This window comes from Pseudomonas sp. FW300-N2F2, from assembly GCF_017351655.1.
GTDB lineage: Bacteria > Pseudomonadota > Gammaproteobacteria > Pseudomonadales > Pseudomonadaceae > Aquipseudomonas > Aquipseudomonas fluorescens_AA.
The window spans coordinates 144,402-161,686 of record NZ_JACNDQ010000002.1 but is presented as its reverse complement, the minus strand read 5'-3'; the positions used below and the strand labels follow the sequence as shown (position 1 = coordinate 161,686).

Here is a 17,285-nt window from a genome sequence, read left to right as displayed (position 1 = left end):
GAGGCCAGCCCAGCCACCCTAAATCCCACAAAGCTCACGCAACAATCCAGTATCCAGATGCCGCTCCACCAGATCCGCCAACCGCTCGATGTCCCGCTCGCGCAAGCCGTGGTAATCCACCGTTTGCACATCCGCCAACCCCGCCCAACGCAACAACGCGCTGCTGGCCTGGGGCGACTCGAACAGCCCGTGCAGGTAGGTGCCGAACACCTGTCCGTCGAGGCTCTGGGCGCCGTCGCAACGGCCGTCTTCCAGGTGCACCGCAGCATTTTCCAAGGCCGGGCCGGTGGTCACGCCCGCGTGGATCTCATAGCCGCTGACCTCGGCCGCTTCCAAAGCCAGTCGCCCACGCACATTGCGCAGTTGCTTCTCATGTTCCAGGGTCGTTTCGAAATCCAGCAGGCCCAGACCGGCACTGGAGCCCGCCGCGCCTTCCAGCCCCAAGGGGTCGTGAACCTGCTGGCCAAGCATCTGCAAACCGCCGCAGATGCCCAGCAATTTGCCGCCGTAGCGCAGGTGACGATGGATCGCCGTCTCCCAACCGTTGGCTCGCAGGTAGGCCAGGTCGCTGCGCACGCTTTTCGAGCCGGGCAGGATGATCAGGTCGGCCGGCGGGATGGGCTGGCCGGGGCCGACGAATTGCAGGTCGACCTGTGGGTGCAGGCGCAACGGATCGAAATCGGTGTGGTTGCTGATGCGCGGCAAGACCGGCACCACCACTTTCAGCACGTGTTCGGCCTTGTCGATCTGGCGCTGATCGAGGCCATCCTCGGCTTCCAGGTGCAGATCCATGACGTACGGCAACACGCCGATCACCGGTTTGCCGGTGCGCGCCTCCAGCCAGTCCAGGCCCGGTTGCAGCAAGGCGATGTCGCCACGAAAACGGTTGATGATGAAGCCCTTTACCCGCGCCTGCTCGCTGGGGGAAAGCAACTCCAGCGTGCCGACCAGATGGGCGAACACCCCGCCGCGATTGATATCGGCGATCAGCAGCACCGGGCAGTCCACCGCCTCGGCAAAGCCCATGTTGGCGATGTCACCGGCGCGCAGGTTGATCTCCGCCGGCGAGCCGGCGCCTTCTACCATCACCACCGCATAGGCCGCGCTCAAGCGCGCGTGGGAGGCCAGCACCGCTTGCATCGCAATGGCTTTGTAATCGTGATAAGCCACGGCGTTCATGGTGGTGACGGCACGACCATGGATGATCACCTGGGCGCCGGTGTCGCTGTTGGGCTTGAGCAGCACCGGGTTCATATCGGTGTGCGGTTCGAGCCCCGCCGCCTGGGCTTGCACCGCCTGGGCCCGACCGATTTCGCCGCCGTCAGCCGTCACGGCACTGTTGAGGGCCATGTTCTGCGGCTTGAACGGCACCACGCCCACACCCTGGCGCCTGACCCAGCGGCACAAGGCCGTGACCAGGGTACTTTTGCCGGCATCGGAGGTGGTGCCCTGTACCATCACTGTGGTCATGGGGTGTCCTTGGCGTAGGCCTCGAAGGCTTGTTCGAGGCGCAGGAACTCGCTGTCGTCGGCCGGCAGCCCGAAACGCAGGCTGCTGGTGTTCACGAACAGGCGCAGGAGAATACCGCGATGAGCCATGAAATCGTGAAGCCCCTGGGCGTGTTCGGTGACCAGCCATTGGAACAATCCGCAGCCGCCCTGCGGCTTGAAACCGTGGCGTTCGAGCAACAGCGCCAGGCGTTGGCTGGTGGCTTCGCAGCGTTGGCGCTGGGCTGCGTGGGCAGCGCTGTCCAGCAGGCACGCCTGGCCCAGCACTCGGGTCGGCCCGCTGACGGCCCACGGCCCGACCTGTTCGGCGAGCAACTTGAGCAAGCGGCGTTCGGCCAATACAAAGCCCAGGCGAACCCCGGCCAGGCCAAAGAACTTGCCGAACGAACGCAGGACGATCAGCCCGACCAGATGGGTGTACGCCGCCAGGCTCAGCGCCGGTGTGACGTCCATGAACGCTTCATCCACCACCAACCAGCCACCGCGCTGGGCCAGACGGGCATGCCAATCCAGCAAACGCTCGGGCGCCAGGCTCAGGCCCGTGGGGTTGTTCGGATTGACCACCACCAGCACGTCGAGGCTGTCGAGGAAGAAGTCCACTTCCGCTTCCAGCACTTCGCGCACGATATAGCCGCTGCGGCGCCAGGCTTCGGCGTGCTCGGCGTAACACGGCGACAAGACGCCGACCTTGCCGCTGCGACGCAGGCGCGGCAACAGCTGGATGGCCATCTGCGAACCGGCCACCGGCAGCACATCCAACGCACCGTAGTAATCGCAGGCGGCCTGCTCCAAACCGTCATCGGTTTCCGGCAGGCGCGCCCAAGCCCGCGGGGGAATCGCCGGGACGTCGAACGGCCAAGGCGCGAGGCCGCTGGACAAGTCGAGCCAATCGGCCTCGGCAATGCCGTATTGCCGGGCCGCGTTGCGCAAGCGTCCGCCGTGCTCAAGCATAGAACTCAGCTCCCAGGCAGAGAATCAGCAACCACAACCATACCCCGCGCTGGACCAATTGCCAGCCGCTATCAATGGAATCGGCACTCGCCGGTACGCCTTGGCCCAAGGGCGGACGTTGGTGCAGTTCGCCGTGGTAAACCGCCGCCCCGCCCAACTCGACACCGAGCGCTCCGGCCCCGGCGGCCATCACCGGCCCGGCGTTGGGGCTGTCCCAGGTCGGGCCCTGGCTGCGCCAGCACTTGAACGCCAGGCGGGTCTGGCCGAGCAACGCGTAGGTCAACGCCACCAGGCGCGCCGGAATGTAGTTGAGCACATCGTCGATCTTGGCCGCTGCCCAGCCGAAGCGCTCGAAGCGTTCGTTGCGATAGCCCCACATGGCGTCGAGGGTATTGCTCAGGCGGTACAGCACCACCCCGGGCGCGCCGGCCACGGCGAACCAGAACAACGCGGCGAACACCGCGTCGCTGCCGTTTTCCAGCACCGACTCGGTGGCGGCGCGGGCCACGGCGGTTTCATCCAGTTCAGCCGTCTCGCGACTGACCAGGTAGCCGACGCGCTGGCGCGCCTGCTCCAGATCACCGCTGCGCAGTGCCCGCGCCACCGGCTCGACATGCTCGCCGAGGCTGCGCAGGCCGAGGGCACAGTACAACGCGAGGATATCCACCAACCAGCCCACCATCGGCGCCCAGGACAGGGCCGTGGCGAGCAAGGTCAACGGCACCACGGCGATCACCCAAGCCGTCACCCCGTGGCTGCGCCAGCCACGTCCGCCTGAGTTGAAACGTTGTTCGATGCGATCGGCAAAGCCGCCGAACGCCACCAACGGATGCCAGCGCCGGGGCTCGCCCAACAGCGCATCCAGCGCCACCGCAGCGGCACTGAGCAACGCCACGCTCATGGGCTCACTCCCCAACGGTTTTCATACAGCAGTTCATTGAGCGGACGCGGTTGCGCCCAACCTTCCAGGGCGAGCATCGGCGCTGGGTAAAACCCTTCGACCGGGCCCAGGCAAAGGATCGCCAGCGGCTTGGCCCCGGCGGGCAGGCCCAGCAGGTCGGCCAGGGCCTGAGGTTCGAACAATGACACCCAGCCCATCCCCAGCCCTTCGGCGCGGGAGGCCAGCCACAGGTTCTGGATGGCGCAGGACAGCGAGGCCAGGTCCATTTCCGGCAAGGTCCGACGACCGAAGATGTGCCGCTCGCGATCCTCCATCAACGCCGCCACCAGCACTTCGGCGCAATCATCGATGCCTTCGACCTTGAGCTTCATGAATTCATCGCTGCGCTCGCCCAGGGCCTCGGCGGTGCGAATGCGTTCTTGCTCCACCAGTTGGCGGATCTGCCCACGCAAGGCGCGGTCGCTGATGCGGATGAATCGCCACGGTTGCATCAGGCCGACGCTCGGGGCCTGGTGCGCGGCTTCCAGCAGACGGCGCAGCAGGGCCGGCTCTACCGTGCCGCCGCTGAAGTGGCGCATGTCGCGGCGTTCGGCGATGGCGCGGTAGATGGCGTCGCGTTCGGTCTGGGAGAAAGCGTTGTCGGTCATGGCCTTTTCGCGAGCAAGCTCGCTCCCACAGGGTTCAGGTGATCAAATGTGGGAGCGAGCTTGCTCGCGAAGGCGGCCTCAAGGTCAGGCGCAAACAGCCCGGCAATCGCCCTGGGATTGGACGGAAAATAAAAGTGCACATAGGAAGCCGTCATCCGCCCTTGCCGGAAAACCGCCTCCGCACCGCGTCCGCCATTGGGGCTATGGCCACGGGCAATCGGTTCAACCTCGGTACTGGTCAGGGAATGATGATAGGTGTGCCCACGCAGGTTGCCTTCCGGCAAATCCACCGACTGCAATGCCAAGGCCGCCAGGCGCTTCTGCATCTGCGCATCGCCGGCCAGCAAACCCAGCAGTTCGGCGCGCACGCCGTCGACATCGGTCAATGAATCGAGCAGATACAACATGCCGCCGCATTCGGCGAGTAACGGTTTATCGGCGGCGTGGTGGGCACGAATCGCGGCCAGCATCGACGTATTCCGGGCCAGCGCAAGGTGGTGCAGCTCCGGATAACCGCCAGGCAGATAAAGACTGTCCGCCTCAGGCAGTTCGGTGTCATGGATCGGTGAAAAAAAGCTCAACTGCGCACCCATGGCCCGCAGCAGATCAAGGCTTGCGCCATAGGTGAAGGCGAACGCTTCGTCACGGGCCACGGCGATGCGCACCCCGGCGAGCCACGGCTCAACGGCAATCACCTGCGGCGCGGCGAACTCCACCGCCGGCGGCAGCGCCACTTCGCAACTACCGGCCAAGGCATCGGCCGCCGCGTCGAGGCGCAGGTCGAGATCGTTCAATTCACTGGCCTGGACCAACCCGAGATGACGGCTGGGCAATTCGATGCCGGTTTCCCGGGACAGCGCGCCGTACCAACGCAGGCCTTCGGTCAGGCTGCCTTCGAGCAATTGCGCGTGACGCAAGGTGCCGACCCGGTTGGCCAAGACCCCGGCGAATGGCAGGTCCGGTTGATAACGGGCCAGGCCCAGGGCCAAGGCACCGAAGGTCTGGGCCATGGCCGTGCCGTCGATCACCGCCAGCACCGGTACGCCAAAATGCCGCGCCAGATCGGCGCTGGAAGGGGTGCCGTCGAACAGTCCCATCACCCCTTCGATCAGGATCAGGTCCGCTTCGGCGGCGGCTTCCCACAACAGCCGGCGACTTTCCTGCTCGCCGACCATCCACATGTCCAATTGATAGACCGGCGCGCCGCTGGCCCGCTCCAGGATCATCGGATCGAGGAAGTCCGGGCCGCACTTGAAGACGCGCACCTTGCGTCCCTGGTTGCGATGCAACCGGGCCAGCGCCGCAGTGACAGTGGTCTTGCCTTGTCCCGAGGCCGGGGCGGCGATCAGCACCGCCGGACAGTGGCGGCTTGTCAGGCAAGGGTCACTCACAGTTCGACGCCTTTCTGCGCCTTGATACCCGCCTGGAACGCGTGCTTGATCATGCCCATTTCAGTCACGGTGTCGGCCAGCTCGATCATCTCCGGCTTGGCGCCGCGACCGGTCACCACCACATGCTGCATCGGCGGACGCGCCTGCAGATCGCTGAGCACCTGATCGAGGTCGAGGTAGCCGTGCTTGAGGGCGATATTCAATTCGTCGAGCACCACCAGGCCGATGGACGGATCGCTGAGCAACTGACGGGATACGGCCCAGGCGGCTTCGGCGGCGGCGATGTCGCGCTGGCGGTCCTGGGTTTCCCAGGTGAAGCCTTCACCCATGACATGAAAACGCACCTGCTCCGGGAAGCGGCGAAAAAACAGCTCTTCACCGGTGCTGTTGCGTCCCTTGATGAACTGCACCACACCGCATTGCATGCCATGGCCCATGGACCGTGCCAGCATGCCGAACGCCGAGCTGCTCTTGCCCTTGCCGTTGCCGGTCAGCACCAGCAGCAAGCCGCATTCGTTCGGCGAGTTGGCGATGCGCTCGTCGATCACGGCTTTCTTGCGCTGCATGCGCGCCAGGTGGCGTTCGTCGCGATCAGGGGTGTCGGTCATGGGGAGCTCTCCGTTGGGATTGGATAACGGCGGGCGGGGCACAAAAAAAGACGGCAGCAAGCCTGGCATCGCCCACCGTGATGCCGTTGGATGAATCAGGCCGGTCTCCGGGCTCATGAGCGGCGTGGCGCCGGGCTGCGCGCCTTCCCATGTCATGCGACACAGTGGCTTAGGCACAGCGTTGACTCATTTACCGTTGCGGGGGCAGCGCCGGGTTCGTATGCACTCACCGGCTTCCCTGTTTCACTCTGTCGAACACAGTCACAGAGCACCTGAAACAAGCGGCGAAGGTTAGAGGGTTGGGGGTGGAGCGTCAATTAAAGCCGCCTGTCGGGGCACTCATTGGCGCCGATCAATAAAATGACGCCAATCTTGTGTGATGCTGCGGCAAGTGATATCAAAGCGACATTACGACCCGATATCACAAGAACAAGAGGGCAAAACATGCAAGGCATGCTCATCAGCAATCCAAAACTGGAATTCCTGCGCCCGGTGCTGGAACGTTGGTTTGATTGTATCGACCGCTACAACGCGGTGCGCGGCGATAACGACACCCCCTACTGGTTCGATGAACGAGCCAATCTCAGCTTGCTGTCGGCCGCCGCCTGGATGGCCGAGATGGTCACGCTGCAGAACGCGCCGACCCGCAAGCAGAATGAAGAAGGCGAACGCAACGTCAGCGCCGACCTGTTCATCGCCAGCACCGATGAGCGGGCCTTCATCCAGGCCACCCAACGCTGGCCCAAGGTCAACAACCTGAACCTGACCCAACCGCTGTTGGAAGCCACCAGCGATGCCAAGCGCATCAGCTACGCCAGCGACCTGAAGCTGGGCTGCCTGTTCGTCTCGCCGCAAAAAGCCCAGCAAAGCGCCACGCCCGAAGAACTGCAGGACATGATCGACGACCTGCAAAAGGAAAACACCTGCGCCGTGGCCTGGTACTTCCCCTATGCCTATCGCAAGTTGCGCAACGAGGCCGGCCAATACCATCCAGGCATTGCCGTGCTGTTCAAACAGGCCCATGGCTGACTCATTACTGTGGGAGCGAGCTTGCTCGCGATAGCGACGCACCTGGCAACATCAATCTTGACTGTCATGCCGCCATCGCGAGCAAGCTCGCTCCCACAAGGTTTTGCGCGCAGTTTGAACCATCCGTGCGTCTACGCTTCTCTATGAATAACCACATGCATTCATAGGGAAGCCAGCATGCTCAAGCCACCCCATCTTTTGATCGTCGCCCTTGCCGCCGGGCTTGTCGCTTGTGGCGAGTCCTCCACCCTGCAAGTATCCGACGGCACCGGCCCGGCACCGAAACTGCCGGAACCGAACAAGACCCTGGTCCCCACCGTCAACATCGCCGAAGCTATCGGCTGGCCGCAAGGCGCCAAGCCAACCCCGGCCCAGGGCCTGCAAGTGGGTGCGTTCGCCGAAGGACTGGACCATCCGCGCTGGCTTTACGTGCTGCCCAATGGCGATGTGCTGGTGGCCGAAACCAATGCCCCGCCCAAGCCAGACGACAGCAAGGGCATCCGTGGCTGGGTGATGAAAAAGGTCATGGGCCGTGCTGGCGCCGGGGTGCCCAGCCCCAACCGCATCACGCTATTACGCGACGCCAATCACGATGGCATCGCCGAAACCCGTACGGTATTCCTGGAAAACCTCAATTCACCGTTCGGCATGACCCTGGTGGGCAATGACCTGTACGTGGCCGACACCGACCGACTGATCCGTTTCCCATACAAGGACGGTGACACACAGATCAAGGCGCAGCCGACCAAGGTCGTCGACCTGCCGGGCGGCACCCTCAACCATCACTGGACCAAGAACGTGATCGCCAGCCGCGACGGCAGCAAGCTGTACGTCACCACCGGTTCGAACAGCAACGTCGCGGAAAATGGCATGGAGGCCGAAGAAGGTCGCGCCGCCATCTGGGAAGTGGACCGGGCCAGCGGCAATCACCGGATCTTCGCCTCAGGCCTGCGCAACCCCAACGGCCTGGCTTGGGAACCCCGCAGCGGAGCCCTGTGGACGGCCGTGAACGAACGGGATGAGATCGGTAGCGACCTGGTGCCGGACTACATCACCTCGGTCAAGGACGGCGCGTTCTATGGCTGGCCCTACAGCTACTACGGGCAACACGTCGATGTCCGGGTCGACCCACAGAACCCGGCCCTGGTGGCCAAGGCCATCGCCCCGGACTACGCTGTCGGCCCCCACACCGCCTCACTGGGCCTGACCTTCGCTGAAGGCAGCACCCTGCCTGCACCGTTTACCGAAGGGGCTTTCGTCGGTCAGCACGGTTCCTGGAACCGTAAGCCCCACAGTGGCTATAAAGTGATTTTCGTACCGTTCAACGGCGGCAAACCCGTGGGGCAACCGGTGGATGTGCTGACCGGCTTCCTGAACGCCGACGAAAAAGCCCAAGGCCGGCCGGTGGGCGTGGTAATCGACAAGCAGGGTGGTTTGTTGGTGGCTGATGATGTGGGGAACAAGATCTGGCGGGTCTCGGGTCAGTAACACCACTCAAGACTTGTGAAGGCCCCCTGTGGCGAGGGAGCTTGCTCCCGCTGGGCTGCGAAGCAGCCCTTGGGCTCTGACGGTTGCTGCGCAACCGAGCGGGAGCAAGCTCCCTCGCCACAAGAGCGTCCTCAGGGATTACGCGCCAGGTGCTCCGGCTGCAACACACGCTTGGCGCCCAGGTAAGCCTTTTGCCAATAGGCCTTGGACAGGCTGTCGAGCTTGACCGTGCCACCTGTGGCCGGCGCGTGGACGAAGCGCCCCTCGCCGACATAGATCCCGGCATGGCTGACCTGAGAGCCGCCGTTGGTGGCGAAGAAAATCAAATCGCCGGTCTGCAAGGCGTTCTTGCCGACATCCGGGGCGCGCATGCCGATCATCTCGCGCGTGGAGCGCGGCAGGGAGATACCCGCGGCGTCGCGGTACACATAACCGATCAAGCCACTGCAATCGAAGCCCGAATCCGGCGTGTTGCCGCCCCAGCGGTACGGCGTCCCCACTAGGCCCAGCGCCCGGAACAGGACGTCTTCGGCGGCCGGGGAAAAGGATTGCGAGGGGGCAAAGACCACCGGGGCCCGCACAACAGGTGCTGGCGGCGGGGTACGGCTGGCACACGCACTGAGCAGTGCGGCGAGGAAGATGAGCGCTAGGCGGGCCGACGTCGACATATGCAGAACAATCCTGATCTGGATGCGGCTTTTCTGCCGTGGGCATGAAAACAAATCCGCCTGCGTAGTACGCAGGCGGATTGCCATCAATCAATGATCAAGGATTCTAGCGACTATGTGGCAAACTTCAAGTAAGACTTTAAGTTTGCCTTACAAACTGTGTGCTTACTTGCGAGCAGTGACCACAGTCGGTGCCATGGCGAGGGCGCGCTTGGCTTCGATGAAGGTCTTGCTCCAGTAGCTGTCGCCCAGGCTGTCGATCCGCACGCCACCGCTACGGCGGCTGCTGGAATGGATGAACTGGTTGTCGCCCAAGTAGATACCGGCATGGCTGACGCGACCGCGACGACCGTTGGTGCTGAAGAACAGCAGGTCACCGGGCTCCAGCTGATTGCGCGCTACCAGTGGGGCGTTCACGTTGATCATTTCGCGAGTGGAGCGAGGCAGGTTCATGCCAGCCTCTTCGCGGAACAGATAACCGATGAAACCGCTGCAATCGAAGCCCGCTTCAGAAGTACCGCCAAAACGGTAGCGGGTACCGATCAACGACATGCCACGTTCCAGGATGCTGTCAGCCAGTACTGGAAGCTGGTAAGGCTTGCTGCCGGCGAAGGCTGCGAGCTCTTTGTCGGAGGCCATTTCTTCCTGGAACGCAACGGAGGAAGACTGGGCGGTAACGGAATTCTGGACCTGTGGTTGTGGCGCTTGCTGGGACACTGGAGAGTGGGCAGCGCAACCGAACAACAGGGTAACGAGTGCGAGAGGCACGAGGGGTGCGAAGCGATTTAGCATGGGCACGACCGTGGCTGAAGTAGTAAAGATGGCGAGACTATGCCTTCTATCAACCTCATTTGCAAATTCAATCGATGCAAATGTGACTTCTCGGTTTTACGTTTACATCTAAGCGCTTAAGCCCATTTTGAACGTCACGCAGCCTGCAACCCAGCAGGACCGCGGGTTTCGCCGCGCCCAGAACAGGCCATGAGCCACTACTTACAATGGTTCTACCAGCCCAAAGTTTCTTTCAAAAAAGGAATAGTCAGCTTGCGCTGGGCCTGGAGCGAGGCTTGGTCGAGGCGCTCGAGCAGCTCGAACAATGCGCTCATGCTGCGGGTACCACGGGTGAGGATGAAATGCCCGACTTCGTCGGTCAGGTGCAGGCCACGTCGGGAAGCGCGTAGCTGCAAGGCACGGAGCTTGTCTTCGTCGGACAACGGGCGCATCTGGAAAATCAGCGCCAGGGTGAGACGGGATTTGAGATCCGCCAGTTTCACCGGCAACTCCCGAGGCGACGTCGAGGCGGCGATCAACAAGCGCCGACCGCTGTCGCGCAACCGATTGAACAGGTGAAACAGCGCTTCTTCCCAGTCAGCCTTGCCGGCCACGGCCTGGAGATCGTCCAGGCAGACCAGTTCGTACTGTTCAAGGTTGTCGAGGATTTCAACGCCGCGATCCAGCAATTCAGCCAGCGGCAGATACACGGCCGGCTCGCCCAACTGCTCGAACCGCAGGCAAGCCGCCTGCAACAGGTGCGTGCGCCCTACCCCGTCCTTGCCCCACAGATAGATCAGGCTTTCGGTCCAGCCGGCGTCGGCTTCGCAGAGCCGCTCGACATAGCCGAGTGCAGCGGCATTGGCGCCTGGGTAGTAGTTGATAAAGGTAGCGTCATCACGCAGACGCACACCTAGGGGCAGCTGAATCGGTTTCATGCTGACTGAACAGTTCCCAAGGAACCGTTAGTGGCCTCTGTGTAAAGTGCGCAAAGTTTATACCCGTGGCGCGGACCGCACAATGCGCCGGACCACGAGCAAAATCAAAGGTTTGCAGCAGCAAGAGAACGGAACGTCGGTTTCCCTGACGCTCCGTCGCGGATTTGCCCTACAGATCAGGGTCTTCAGCGCCGCTATAAATGTCCGAATCCTTGTACAGATCGTGCATATGCCGCACCAGCACCATGATCACCGCCGCCACCGGCAGCGCCAGCAGGATCCCGGTGAAACCGAACAACTCGCCACCGGCCAGGATCGCAAAGATCACTGCCACGGGATGCAGGCCAATGCGGTCGCCCACCAACAGCGGCGTCAGCACCATGCCCTCCAGGGCCTGCCCGACCATGAACACCGCCACGATGCCGACCATCGGGTACAAGTCGCCGCCGAACTGGAACAACCCGGCGATCAACGCCGCACCGATACCAATCACAAAGCCCATGTACGGCACGATGGCCGCCAGCCCGGCGATCAAGCCGATCAACAGCCCCAACTCCAGCCCCACCAGCATCAAGCCGGCCGCGTAGATGAAACCCAGGGCCACCATTACCAGCAACTGCCCGCGCACGAACGCCCCCAAGACCTCATGGCATTCGCCGGTCAGGGTCATGATGCGTTCTTCGCGATGACGCGGCAGCAGGCTGCGGATCTTGGCCATCATCAGGTCCCAGTCCCGCAGCAGATAGAAAGCCACCACCGGAATCAGCACCAGGTTCGCCAGCCAGCCAATCAACGCCAGGCCCGAGGCCGTCGCCTGGCTCAACACCACGCCAACGATGTCGGTCGTCTGGCCCATGTGCTCGCTGATGGCGGCCTTGACCTTGTCGAACTTCCAGAAACCGTCGGCCAAGCCCAATTTCGACTGCACCCACGGCATCGCGCTGTGCTGCAACCAATCGAGCATCTGCGGCGCCAATTCGTACAGGCGCACCAGTTGCTTGGCGAGCATCGGTATCAGCACCAGTAACAGGGCGCTCACGATCAGTGTGAACAGCGCAAACACCGCCACCACGCCCCAGGTCCGCGACAGGCCGAGTTTTTCCAGGCGATCCACCACCGGATCGAACAGATAGGCCAACAGCAGCGCAACCAGGAACGGCGTGAGGATCGGATGCAGCAAATAGATAAGCGCGAACAGCAGGGCAACCCCACCCAACCAGAACCAACGCCGCGTATCGCCCATGAACCACTCCTAGCTATATAAAGAAAGACAACCTACCAGCGGAACCGCAAATTGGCGGCCGGTGCTGGCGCAGGTGCTGCAACCGGGGCCGAGCCATCGGCGGCGGGTGGCGCGACCGGCACCGGCGCGACGGCCTCACCGGCTGGAACCTCCTGCAGTCTTGCCAGGGCCAACTGCGCCTTCAATTGTTCGGCACTGCCGTTGACCCGATAGACGATCCGATCCCCTTCGACCCGCTGCAACTGCCCAGCGAACGGTTCGAGCAAACGCCCCAGGGCCGCGTAGCGCTCCAGGTTCATGCCCTGCACTTCCAGCAGTTGTTCCGTGGCCACCCCCGGCTTGGCGACGAAGCGCGGCGCCAGGCGCTGGCTCACCGCGAGCATGACCGCATCGGCCAAGGCCGCAGGATCGGCGCCCTGGGCAGTACCCTGCTCACGCTGGTCCCCCAGCCACAGACGCCAGGTACCGTGCCACTGGCCGCCTTCTTCCTTCGCATGGACCGCCAGCAAGGCGTCCGCCGCGTAGCGCTCCGACGCATCGCGCAGAGGCGCCGGGTCGCTGCCTTCCAGGTTCGGCGCGGTGGCAACGATCTGCTCGCTCAGATCCGCCAGCGGCAGGTGCAAAGCCAGGCCCCGATGCTGCGCGGCACGCCGCAACGGTGTGGCGCTGGCTTGGCCATCGCCCACCAGGCTGGAACCCTCGGCCGAATCGTTCAGCCACCAGCCCAGGATCGATGGCCGGTTCGCGCTCCAGAGCGACAAGCCTGCCGAGCGCAATGCCCGGTCGGTACTCGCCGGGTCGAAATCCACCTTGAGGCTTTCCGGCGGGCCGGCGTCGTAGCCATATTGAAGAATGATCTGTTGCGGGTCCTGGCGGATGGCGGCCAACCCGGGATTCTGGGCCGCCTTGGCATCGCCGGTCAGGCGCAGCACCAGCGTATCCAGGGCGCGCAACGTCGCCTGGTTGCGCTCCTCCGGCGTCTGGTTGGTGACCGGTTCGAGCACTTGATAGAGGCCATTGACGGTTTCGGCATGGCTCGCCAGGCTGATCAGCGACAAGCAGCCCACGGACAAGAATTTGAACAAACGCATGGAAGATTCCCGGACATAACGGCTGGAACAGGCCGTGTGAAGAAGATTGAGCATGGCTGAGACCACAGCACCCGGCAAAACATTCACACGCCGGTGGAAGTTTCGCACGGTCATCACCATAACCGGTTACCGCTACACCTTATACAGAGGCGTTGCGCAGTACCAATATAAGAAATATCGGTTTTTTTCCGCGGATATGTCCCTGCCCGTCGGCGCGAGGATGGCCGCTGCCCCTCAAGCCTGATAAAATCGCGCGCCTTCGCAGACCGGCAACGGCCGGGCCCCCGGAATAATTCGTACAACGGTTATTCAATGGCCCTGGCGGTCGGTCGTTACCCAGAAATCCCCCCTAAAGGCCTGGATCATGAGCAAGCAACCCTCCCTGAGCTACAAGGACGCCGGTGTAGACATCGACGCCGGTGAAGCATTGGTCGAACGCATCAAGAGCGTCGCCAAGCGCACTGCGCGCCCGGAAGTCATGGGCGGCCTGGGCGGTTTCGGCGCCCTCTGCGAGATCCCGGCCGGCTACAAGCAACCGGTCCTGGTCTCGGGCACCGACGGCGTCGGCACCAAGCTGCGCCTGGCCCTGAACCTGAACAAGCACGACAGCATCGGCATCGACCTGGTGGCCATGTGCGTGAACGACCTGGTGGTCTGCGGTGCCGAGCCGCTGTTCTTCCTCGACTACTACGCCACCGGCAAACTGAACGTCGACACCGCCGCCCAGGTCGTGACCGGCATCGGCGCCGGCTGTGAATTGGCCGGCTGCTCCCTGGTCGGCGGCGAAACCGCTGAAATGCCCGGCATGTACGAAGGCGAAGACTACGATCTGGCCGGCTTCTGCGTCGGCGTCGTGGAGAAAGCCGAGATCATCGACGGTTCGAAAGTCGCCGCTGGCGATGCCCTGCTCGCCCTGCCATCCTCCGGCCCGCACTCCAACGGCTACTCGCTGATCCGCAAGATCATCGAAGTCTCGGGCGCCGACATTGAAAACACCCAGCTCGACGGCAAGCCACTGGCCGACCTGCTGATGGCCCCTACCCGCATCTACGTCAAGCCGCTGCTCAAGCTGATCAAGGACACCGGTGCCGTCAAGGCCATGGCCCACATCACCGGTGGTGGCCTGCTGGACAACATCCCGCGTGTGCTGCCAAAAGGCGCCCAGGCCGTGGTCGACGTGGCGAGCTGGACCCGCCCGGCGGTGTTCGACTGGCTGCAAGAAAAAGGCAATGTCGATGAAACCGAAATGCACCGCGTGCTGAACTGCGGCGTGGGCATGGTCATCTGCGTGGCCCAGGAGCACGTCGAGACCGCCCTGAACGTCCTGCGTGAAGCCGGCGAACAGCCTTGGGTCATCGGCCAGATCGCCACCGCGGCCGAAGGCGCCGCACAGGTCGAGCTGAAAAACCTTAAGGCACACTGATGTCCGCAACCTGTGACGTGGTGGTGCTGCTGTCCGGCACCGGCAGTAACTTGCAGGCCTTGATCGACAGCACACGGACCGGCGACAGCCCGGTCCGTATCCGTGCGGTGATTTCCAACCGCGCCGATGCCTACGGCCTGCAACGCGCCAGGGACGCGGGCATCGACACCCGGGTCCTGGATCACAAGGCGTTCGAGGGCCGCGAAGCCTTCGACGCCGCGCTGATCGAACAGATCGACACCTTCAATCCGCAACTGGTCGTGCTCGCTGGCTTCATGCGCATCCTCAGCGCTGGCTTCGTGCGTCACTACCAGGGCCGCCTGTTCAATATCCATCCCTCGCTGCTGCCCAAATACAAAGGGTTACACACTCACCAGCGCGCGCTGGAGGCCGGAGACACGGAGCACGGCTGCTCCGTGCACTTTGTCACCGAGGAACTCGATGGCGGACCACTGGTCGTACAGGCAGTAATACCGGTAGAGTTGCACGACACGCCGCAAAGTCTGGCGCAGCGGGTTCACACCCGCGAGCACCAGATCTACCCGATGGCCGTACGTTGGTTTGCCGAAGGAAGGCTGACCCTCGACGATCGCGGTGCCTCACTGGACGGCCAGTTGCTCGCCGCCAGCGGCCATTTGATTCGATACTAGGAGATTTTATGCGTCGCGCCCTGCTCTTCGCTTGCGCTCTGCTTGCCTTGCCCCTGGCACAGGCCGCAGAACTTCAACCGTTCTCCGCCAGCTACACCGCCGACTGGAAACAGTTGCCCATGAGCGGCACCGCCGAGCGCAACCTGACCAAGGAGGCCAACGGCACCTGGAAGCTGAGCTTCAAGGCTTCGATGATGATCGCCAGCCTGACCGAAGAAAGCACCCTGACCCTGGACAAGGACACCCTGCTGCCACAGTCCTACCATTTCGAACGTGGTGGCCTGGGCAAGGCCAAGAAGGCCGACCTGGACTTCGACTGGAACACCAAGATGGTCACCGGCACCGATCGCGGTGACGCGGTCAAGCTGCCGCTCAACCGTGGCATGGTCGATAAATCCACTTACCAGTTGGCCCTGCAGCATGACGTGGCGGCTGGCAAGAAAAGCATGAGCTATCAGGTCGTGGATGATGGCGAAGTCGATACCTATGACTTCCGTGTGCTGGGCTCGGAGAAAGTCGACACCAAGGCCGGACAGATCGATGCGATCAAGGTCGAGCGCGTGCGCGACCCGACACAAAGCAAGCGCATCACCGTGCTCTGGTTCGCCAAGGACTGGGATTACCTGCTGGTGCGCCTGCAACAGGTCGAGACCGACGGCAAGGAGTACAACATCATGCTCCAGGACGGCACGGTCAACGGCAAGGCTGTGAAAGGCAGCTGATCGAAGTGAACACCGAGAAGCCCCGCAAATGCGGGGCTTTTTAATGCCCGGATTTCAAGCCCACCACATACCCTCTGTGGGAGCGAGCTTGCTCGCGATAGCGGTGTGTCAGTCAGCATTTTTATCGCGGATAAACCGCCATCGCGAGCAAGCTCGCTCCCACAGGGTTTGTGCTCATGGAGGATTACCACTGCAACATGAAAACTTCTTCATGAACAACACCTGCGACCGAATGCCGCGCACCGCCTGGCCTGCAGGATTGTTGCGATTTCCATGAAAACTTCTTAACGAACCGGGGCATTTACTTAGCACGCTATCCAAATCTATAACAAAGTCCTGCACACGCCTTGCTGCAGATAACAGAGATTGGAGCTTGCAAGATGACTGTGAAAGTAACTGAACGCGACGACGCCCATATGTCCCACGAAGGCATTGCCGCCGGTATCCGGATCTGGGATGTGCACCAACAGGATCTGCTGGTGGGCATGTTCCACTCCGAAACGGACGCCCATAGCTACAAGGCTGAGCTGGAGCGTGAGGAACGACTGCGCTCGCGTGAAATGGCAGAATCCTGAACGATAAAAAACCTGTGGGAGCGAGCTTGCTCGCGATAGCGGCATACCAGTGACAGAGACATTGACTGATATGACGCCATCGCGAGCAAGCTCGCTCCCACAGTTCCTGTACTTCAACTCAATGACATTGCGTCCGGCTTACCACATCAAATCATCAGGAATCTGATACGCCGCGTACGGATCATCGGCATCCACTTCTTCGGTCTGGGTGTTGAGCTGGACGATGCGCTTGGGGTCGCGTTCCTGGATCTTCAGGGCGGCCTCGCGCGGGATCACTTCGTAGCCGCCGGCATGGTGGACGATCGCCAGGGAGCCACTGCTCAACTTGTTGCGCATCAGCGTATTGACCGAGATGCGCTTGACCTTCTTGTCGTCGACGAAGTTGTAATAATCCTCAGTGGTCAGCTTCGGCAGGCGCGAGACTTCGATCAATTGCTTGATCTGCGCGGCCCGGGCCTTTTGCTCGACCTTTTCCTGCTGCTGCCGGTTGAGTTCCTGGTCGCGCTTGACCTTTTCGGCCATGGCTTCCTGGGCGGCGCGCTGCTGGGAATCATCCAGTTCGATCTGGCCTTTGTGGGCCAGGCGCTGTTGCTTCTGTTTCTCTTTGCCGACCTGCTTGGCCTGCTTTTGGTTGACCAGCCCTGCTTTGAGCAACTGGTCGCGAAGGGAAAGGCTCATGGT

The 17,285-nt window shown here is 62.5% G+C and carries 18 protein-coding genes and 1 riboswitch; of the genes, 6 read left to right on the top strand and 12 right to left on the bottom strand.

The genetic code is table 11. The features are described 5' to 3' along the window. Positions 1 to 18 precede the first annotated feature (18 nt). Genes J4E63_RS15355 through cobO form a run of 6 tightly spaced genes read right to left on the bottom strand, consistent with a single transcriptional unit; the run spans position 19 to position 6,006 of the window. On the bottom strand, positions 19 to 1,470 hold the full coding sequence (locus J4E63_RS15355; RefSeq protein WP_207282582.1) for a cobyric acid synthase: 1,452 nt from the start codon (positions 1,468 to 1,470) through the stop codon (positions 19 to 21). Beyond that, positions 1,467 to 2,459: a threonine-phosphate decarboxylase CobD gene (gene cobD, locus J4E63_RS15350; protein ID WP_207282581.1), complete on the bottom strand. Its 993-nt coding sequence runs from the start codon at positions 2,457 to 2,459 to the stop codon at positions 1,467 to 1,469. The genes J4E63_RS15355 and cobD overlap by 4 nt, the downstream gene beginning before the upstream one ends. Then, complete coding sequence (gene cbiB, locus J4E63_RS15345; protein WP_207282580.1) at positions 2,452 to 3,360, bottom strand: adenosylcobinamide-phosphate synthase CbiB; 909 nt, start codon at positions 3,358 to 3,360, stop codon at positions 2,452 to 2,454. The genes cobD and cbiB overlap by 8 nt, the downstream gene beginning before the upstream one ends. Then, positions 3,357 to 4,007 carry a 5,6-dimethylbenzimidazole synthase gene (gene bluB / locus J4E63_RS15340; RefSeq protein ID WP_207282579.1) on the bottom strand — a complete coding sequence of 217 codons (651 nt, stop codon included), beginning with the start codon at positions 4,005 to 4,007 and terminating at the stop codon, positions 3,357 to 3,359. Before bluB ends, cbiB begins: the two co-directional genes overlap by 4 nt. After that, the gene (locus J4E63_RS15335) at positions 4,004 to 5,398 is read right to left on the bottom strand and encodes a cobyrinate a,c-diamide synthase (protein WP_207282578.1); all 1,395 of its coding nucleotides are present in this window, start codon (positions 5,396 to 5,398) and stop codon (positions 4,004 to 4,006) included. Before J4E63_RS15335 ends, bluB begins: the two co-directional genes overlap by 4 nt. Next, positions 5,395 to 6,006, bottom strand: a complete 612-nt coding sequence (cobO, locus tag J4E63_RS15330) for a cob(I)yrinic acid a,c-diamide adenosyltransferase (RefSeq protein WP_060741073.1) — start codon at positions 6,004 to 6,006, stop codon at positions 5,395 to 5,397. Before cobO ends, J4E63_RS15335 begins: the two co-directional genes overlap by 4 nt. 80 nt (positions 6,007 to 6,086) lie before the next feature. Next, a riboswitch (cobalamin riboswitch) is annotated at positions 6,087 to 6,297 on the bottom strand. 153 nt (positions 6,298 to 6,450) lie between these two features. Here cobO and J4E63_RS15325 point away from each other — a divergent pair. Both J4E63_RS15325 and J4E63_RS15320 read left to right on the top strand, forming a co-directional pair. Continuing rightward, a complete protein-coding gene (locus tag J4E63_RS15325; RefSeq protein ID WP_092204047.1) occupies positions 6,451 to 7,035 on the top strand; it encodes a hypothetical protein in 585 nt (194 codons plus the stop codon). A gap of 177 nt (positions 7,036 to 7,212) precedes the next feature. Then, positions 7,213 to 8,523 (top strand): sorbosone dehydrogenase family protein, encoded by a 1,311-nt coding sequence (locus tag J4E63_RS15320; protein ID WP_207282577.1) that lies wholly within the window; start codon positions 7,213 to 7,215, stop codon positions 8,521 to 8,523. 131 nt (positions 8,524 to 8,654) lie between these two features. Here J4E63_RS15320 and J4E63_RS15315 read toward each other — a convergent pair whose 3' ends face one another. From J4E63_RS15315 to J4E63_RS15295, 5 genes are all read right to left on the bottom strand, one after another. Next, positions 8,655 to 9,191: a C40 family peptidase gene (locus J4E63_RS15315; protein ID WP_060741070.1), complete on the bottom strand. Its 537-nt coding sequence runs from the start codon at positions 9,189 to 9,191 to the stop codon at positions 8,655 to 8,657. A 165-nt stretch (positions 9,192 to 9,356) separates the two neighbouring features. Beyond that, positions 9,357 to 9,983: a C40 family peptidase gene (locus J4E63_RS15310; protein WP_072411813.1), complete on the bottom strand. Its 627-nt coding sequence runs from the start codon at positions 9,981 to 9,983 to the stop codon at positions 9,357 to 9,359. A gap of 212 nt (positions 9,984 to 10,195) precedes the next feature. Then, positions 10,196 to 10,900 carry a DnaA regulatory inactivator Hda gene (gene hda, locus J4E63_RS15305; RefSeq protein ID WP_003178999.1) on the bottom strand — a complete coding sequence of 235 codons (705 nt, stop codon included), beginning with the start codon at positions 10,898 to 10,900 and terminating at the stop codon, positions 10,196 to 10,198. 169 nt (positions 10,901 to 11,069) lie between these two features. Then, positions 11,070 to 12,143 (bottom strand): AI-2E family transporter, encoded by a 1,074-nt coding sequence (locus J4E63_RS15300; protein WP_092170019.1) that lies wholly within the window; start codon positions 12,141 to 12,143, stop codon positions 11,070 to 11,072. A 32-nt stretch (positions 12,144 to 12,175) separates the two neighbouring features. Continuing rightward, complete coding sequence (locus J4E63_RS15295; protein WP_207282576.1) at positions 12,176 to 13,234, bottom strand: DUF2066 domain-containing protein; 1,059 nt, start codon at positions 13,232 to 13,234, stop codon at positions 12,176 to 12,178. Between the two features lie 364 nt (positions 13,235 to 13,598). Here J4E63_RS15295 and purM point away from each other — a divergent pair, with 364 nt between their 5' ends. From purM to J4E63_RS15275, 4 genes are all read left to right on the top strand, one after another. After that, a complete protein-coding gene (gene purM / locus J4E63_RS15290) occupies positions 13,599 to 14,657 on the top strand; it encodes a phosphoribosylformylglycinamidine cyclo-ligase (RefSeq protein ID WP_092170007.1) in 1,059 nt (352 codons plus the stop codon). Continuing rightward, complete coding sequence (gene purN, locus J4E63_RS15285; protein WP_207282575.1) at positions 14,657 to 15,307, top strand: phosphoribosylglycinamide formyltransferase; 651 nt, start codon at positions 14,657 to 14,659, stop codon at positions 15,305 to 15,307. The genes purM and purN overlap by 1 nt, the downstream gene beginning before the upstream one ends. An 8-nt stretch (positions 15,308 to 15,315) precedes the next feature. Next, positions 15,316 to 16,029: a DUF3108 domain-containing protein gene (locus J4E63_RS15280; protein ID WP_060741064.1), complete on the top strand. Its 714-nt coding sequence runs from the start codon at positions 15,316 to 15,318 to the stop codon at positions 16,027 to 16,029. 380 nt (positions 16,030 to 16,409) lie between these two features. Further along, positions 16,410 to 16,604: a hypothetical protein gene (locus J4E63_RS15275; RefSeq protein WP_025215049.1), complete on the top strand. Its 195-nt coding sequence runs from the start codon at positions 16,410 to 16,412 to the stop codon at positions 16,602 to 16,604. Positions 16,605 to 16,742: 138 nt separating this feature from the next. Here J4E63_RS15275 and J4E63_RS15270 read toward each other — a convergent pair whose 3' ends face one another. After that, positions 16,743 to 17,282 carry a DUF2058 domain-containing protein gene (locus J4E63_RS15270; protein WP_053124301.1) on the bottom strand — a complete coding sequence of 180 codons (540 nt, stop codon included), beginning with the start codon at positions 17,280 to 17,282 and terminating at the stop codon, positions 16,743 to 16,745. Between the last annotated feature and the right edge of the window lie 3 nt (positions 17,283 to 17,285).

Coding starts and splice junctions, on each gene's coding strand:
- J4E63_RS15355 (WP_207282582.1), bottom strand. CDS start 1,470: ATGACCACAGTGATGGTACAGGGCACCACCTCCGATGCCGGCAAAAGT.
- cobD (WP_207282581.1), bottom strand. CDS start 2,459: ATGCTTGAGCACGGCGGACGCTTGCGCAACGCGGCCCGGCAATACGGC.
- cbiB (WP_207282580.1), bottom strand. CDS start 3,360: ATGAGCGTGGCGTTGCTCAGTGCCGCTGCGGTGGCGCTGGATGCGCTG.
- bluB (WP_207282579.1), bottom strand. CDS start 4,007: ATGACCGACAACGCTTTCTCCCAGACCGAACGCGACGCCATCTACCGC.
- cobO (WP_060741073.1), bottom strand. CDS start 6,006: ATGACCGACACCCCTGATCGCGACGAACGCCACCTGGCGCGCATGCAG.
- J4E63_RS15325 (WP_092204047.1), top strand. CDS start 6,451: ATGCAAGGCATGCTCATCAGCAATCCAAAACTGGAATTCCTGCGCCCG.
- J4E63_RS15320 (WP_207282577.1), top strand. CDS start 7,213: ATGCTCAAGCCACCCCATCTTTTGATCGTCGCCCTTGCCGCCGGGCTT.
- J4E63_RS15315 (WP_060741070.1), bottom strand. CDS start 9,191: ATGTCGACGTCGGCCCGCCTAGCGCTCATCTTCCTCGCCGCACTGCTC.
- J4E63_RS15310 (WP_072411813.1), bottom strand. CDS start 9,983: ATGCTAAATCGCTTCGCACCCCTCGTGCCTCTCGCACTCGTTACCCTG.
- hda (WP_003178999.1), bottom strand. CDS start 10,900: ATGAAACCGATTCAGCTGCCCCTAGGTGTGCGTCTGCGTGATGACGCT.
- J4E63_RS15300 (WP_092170019.1), bottom strand. CDS start 12,143: ATGGGCGATACGCGGCGTTGGTTCTGGTTGGGTGGGGTTGCCCTGCTG.
- J4E63_RS15295 (WP_207282576.1), bottom strand. CDS start 13,234: ATGCGTTTGTTCAAATTCTTGTCCGTGGGCTGCTTGTCGCTGATCAGC.
- purM (WP_092170007.1), top strand. CDS start 13,599: ATGAGCAAGCAACCCTCCCTGAGCTACAAGGACGCCGGTGTAGACATC.
- purN (WP_207282575.1), top strand. CDS start 14,657: ATGTCCGCAACCTGTGACGTGGTGGTGCTGCTGTCCGGCACCGGCAGT.
- J4E63_RS15280 (WP_060741064.1), top strand. CDS start 15,316: ATGCGTCGCGCCCTGCTCTTCGCTTGCGCTCTGCTTGCCTTGCCCCTG.
- J4E63_RS15275 (WP_025215049.1), top strand. CDS start 16,410: ATGACTGTGAAAGTAACTGAACGCGACGACGCCCATATGTCCCACGAA.
- J4E63_RS15270 (WP_053124301.1), bottom strand. CDS start 17,282: ATGAGCCTTTCCCTTCGCGACCAGTTGCTCAAAGCAGGGCTGGTCAAC.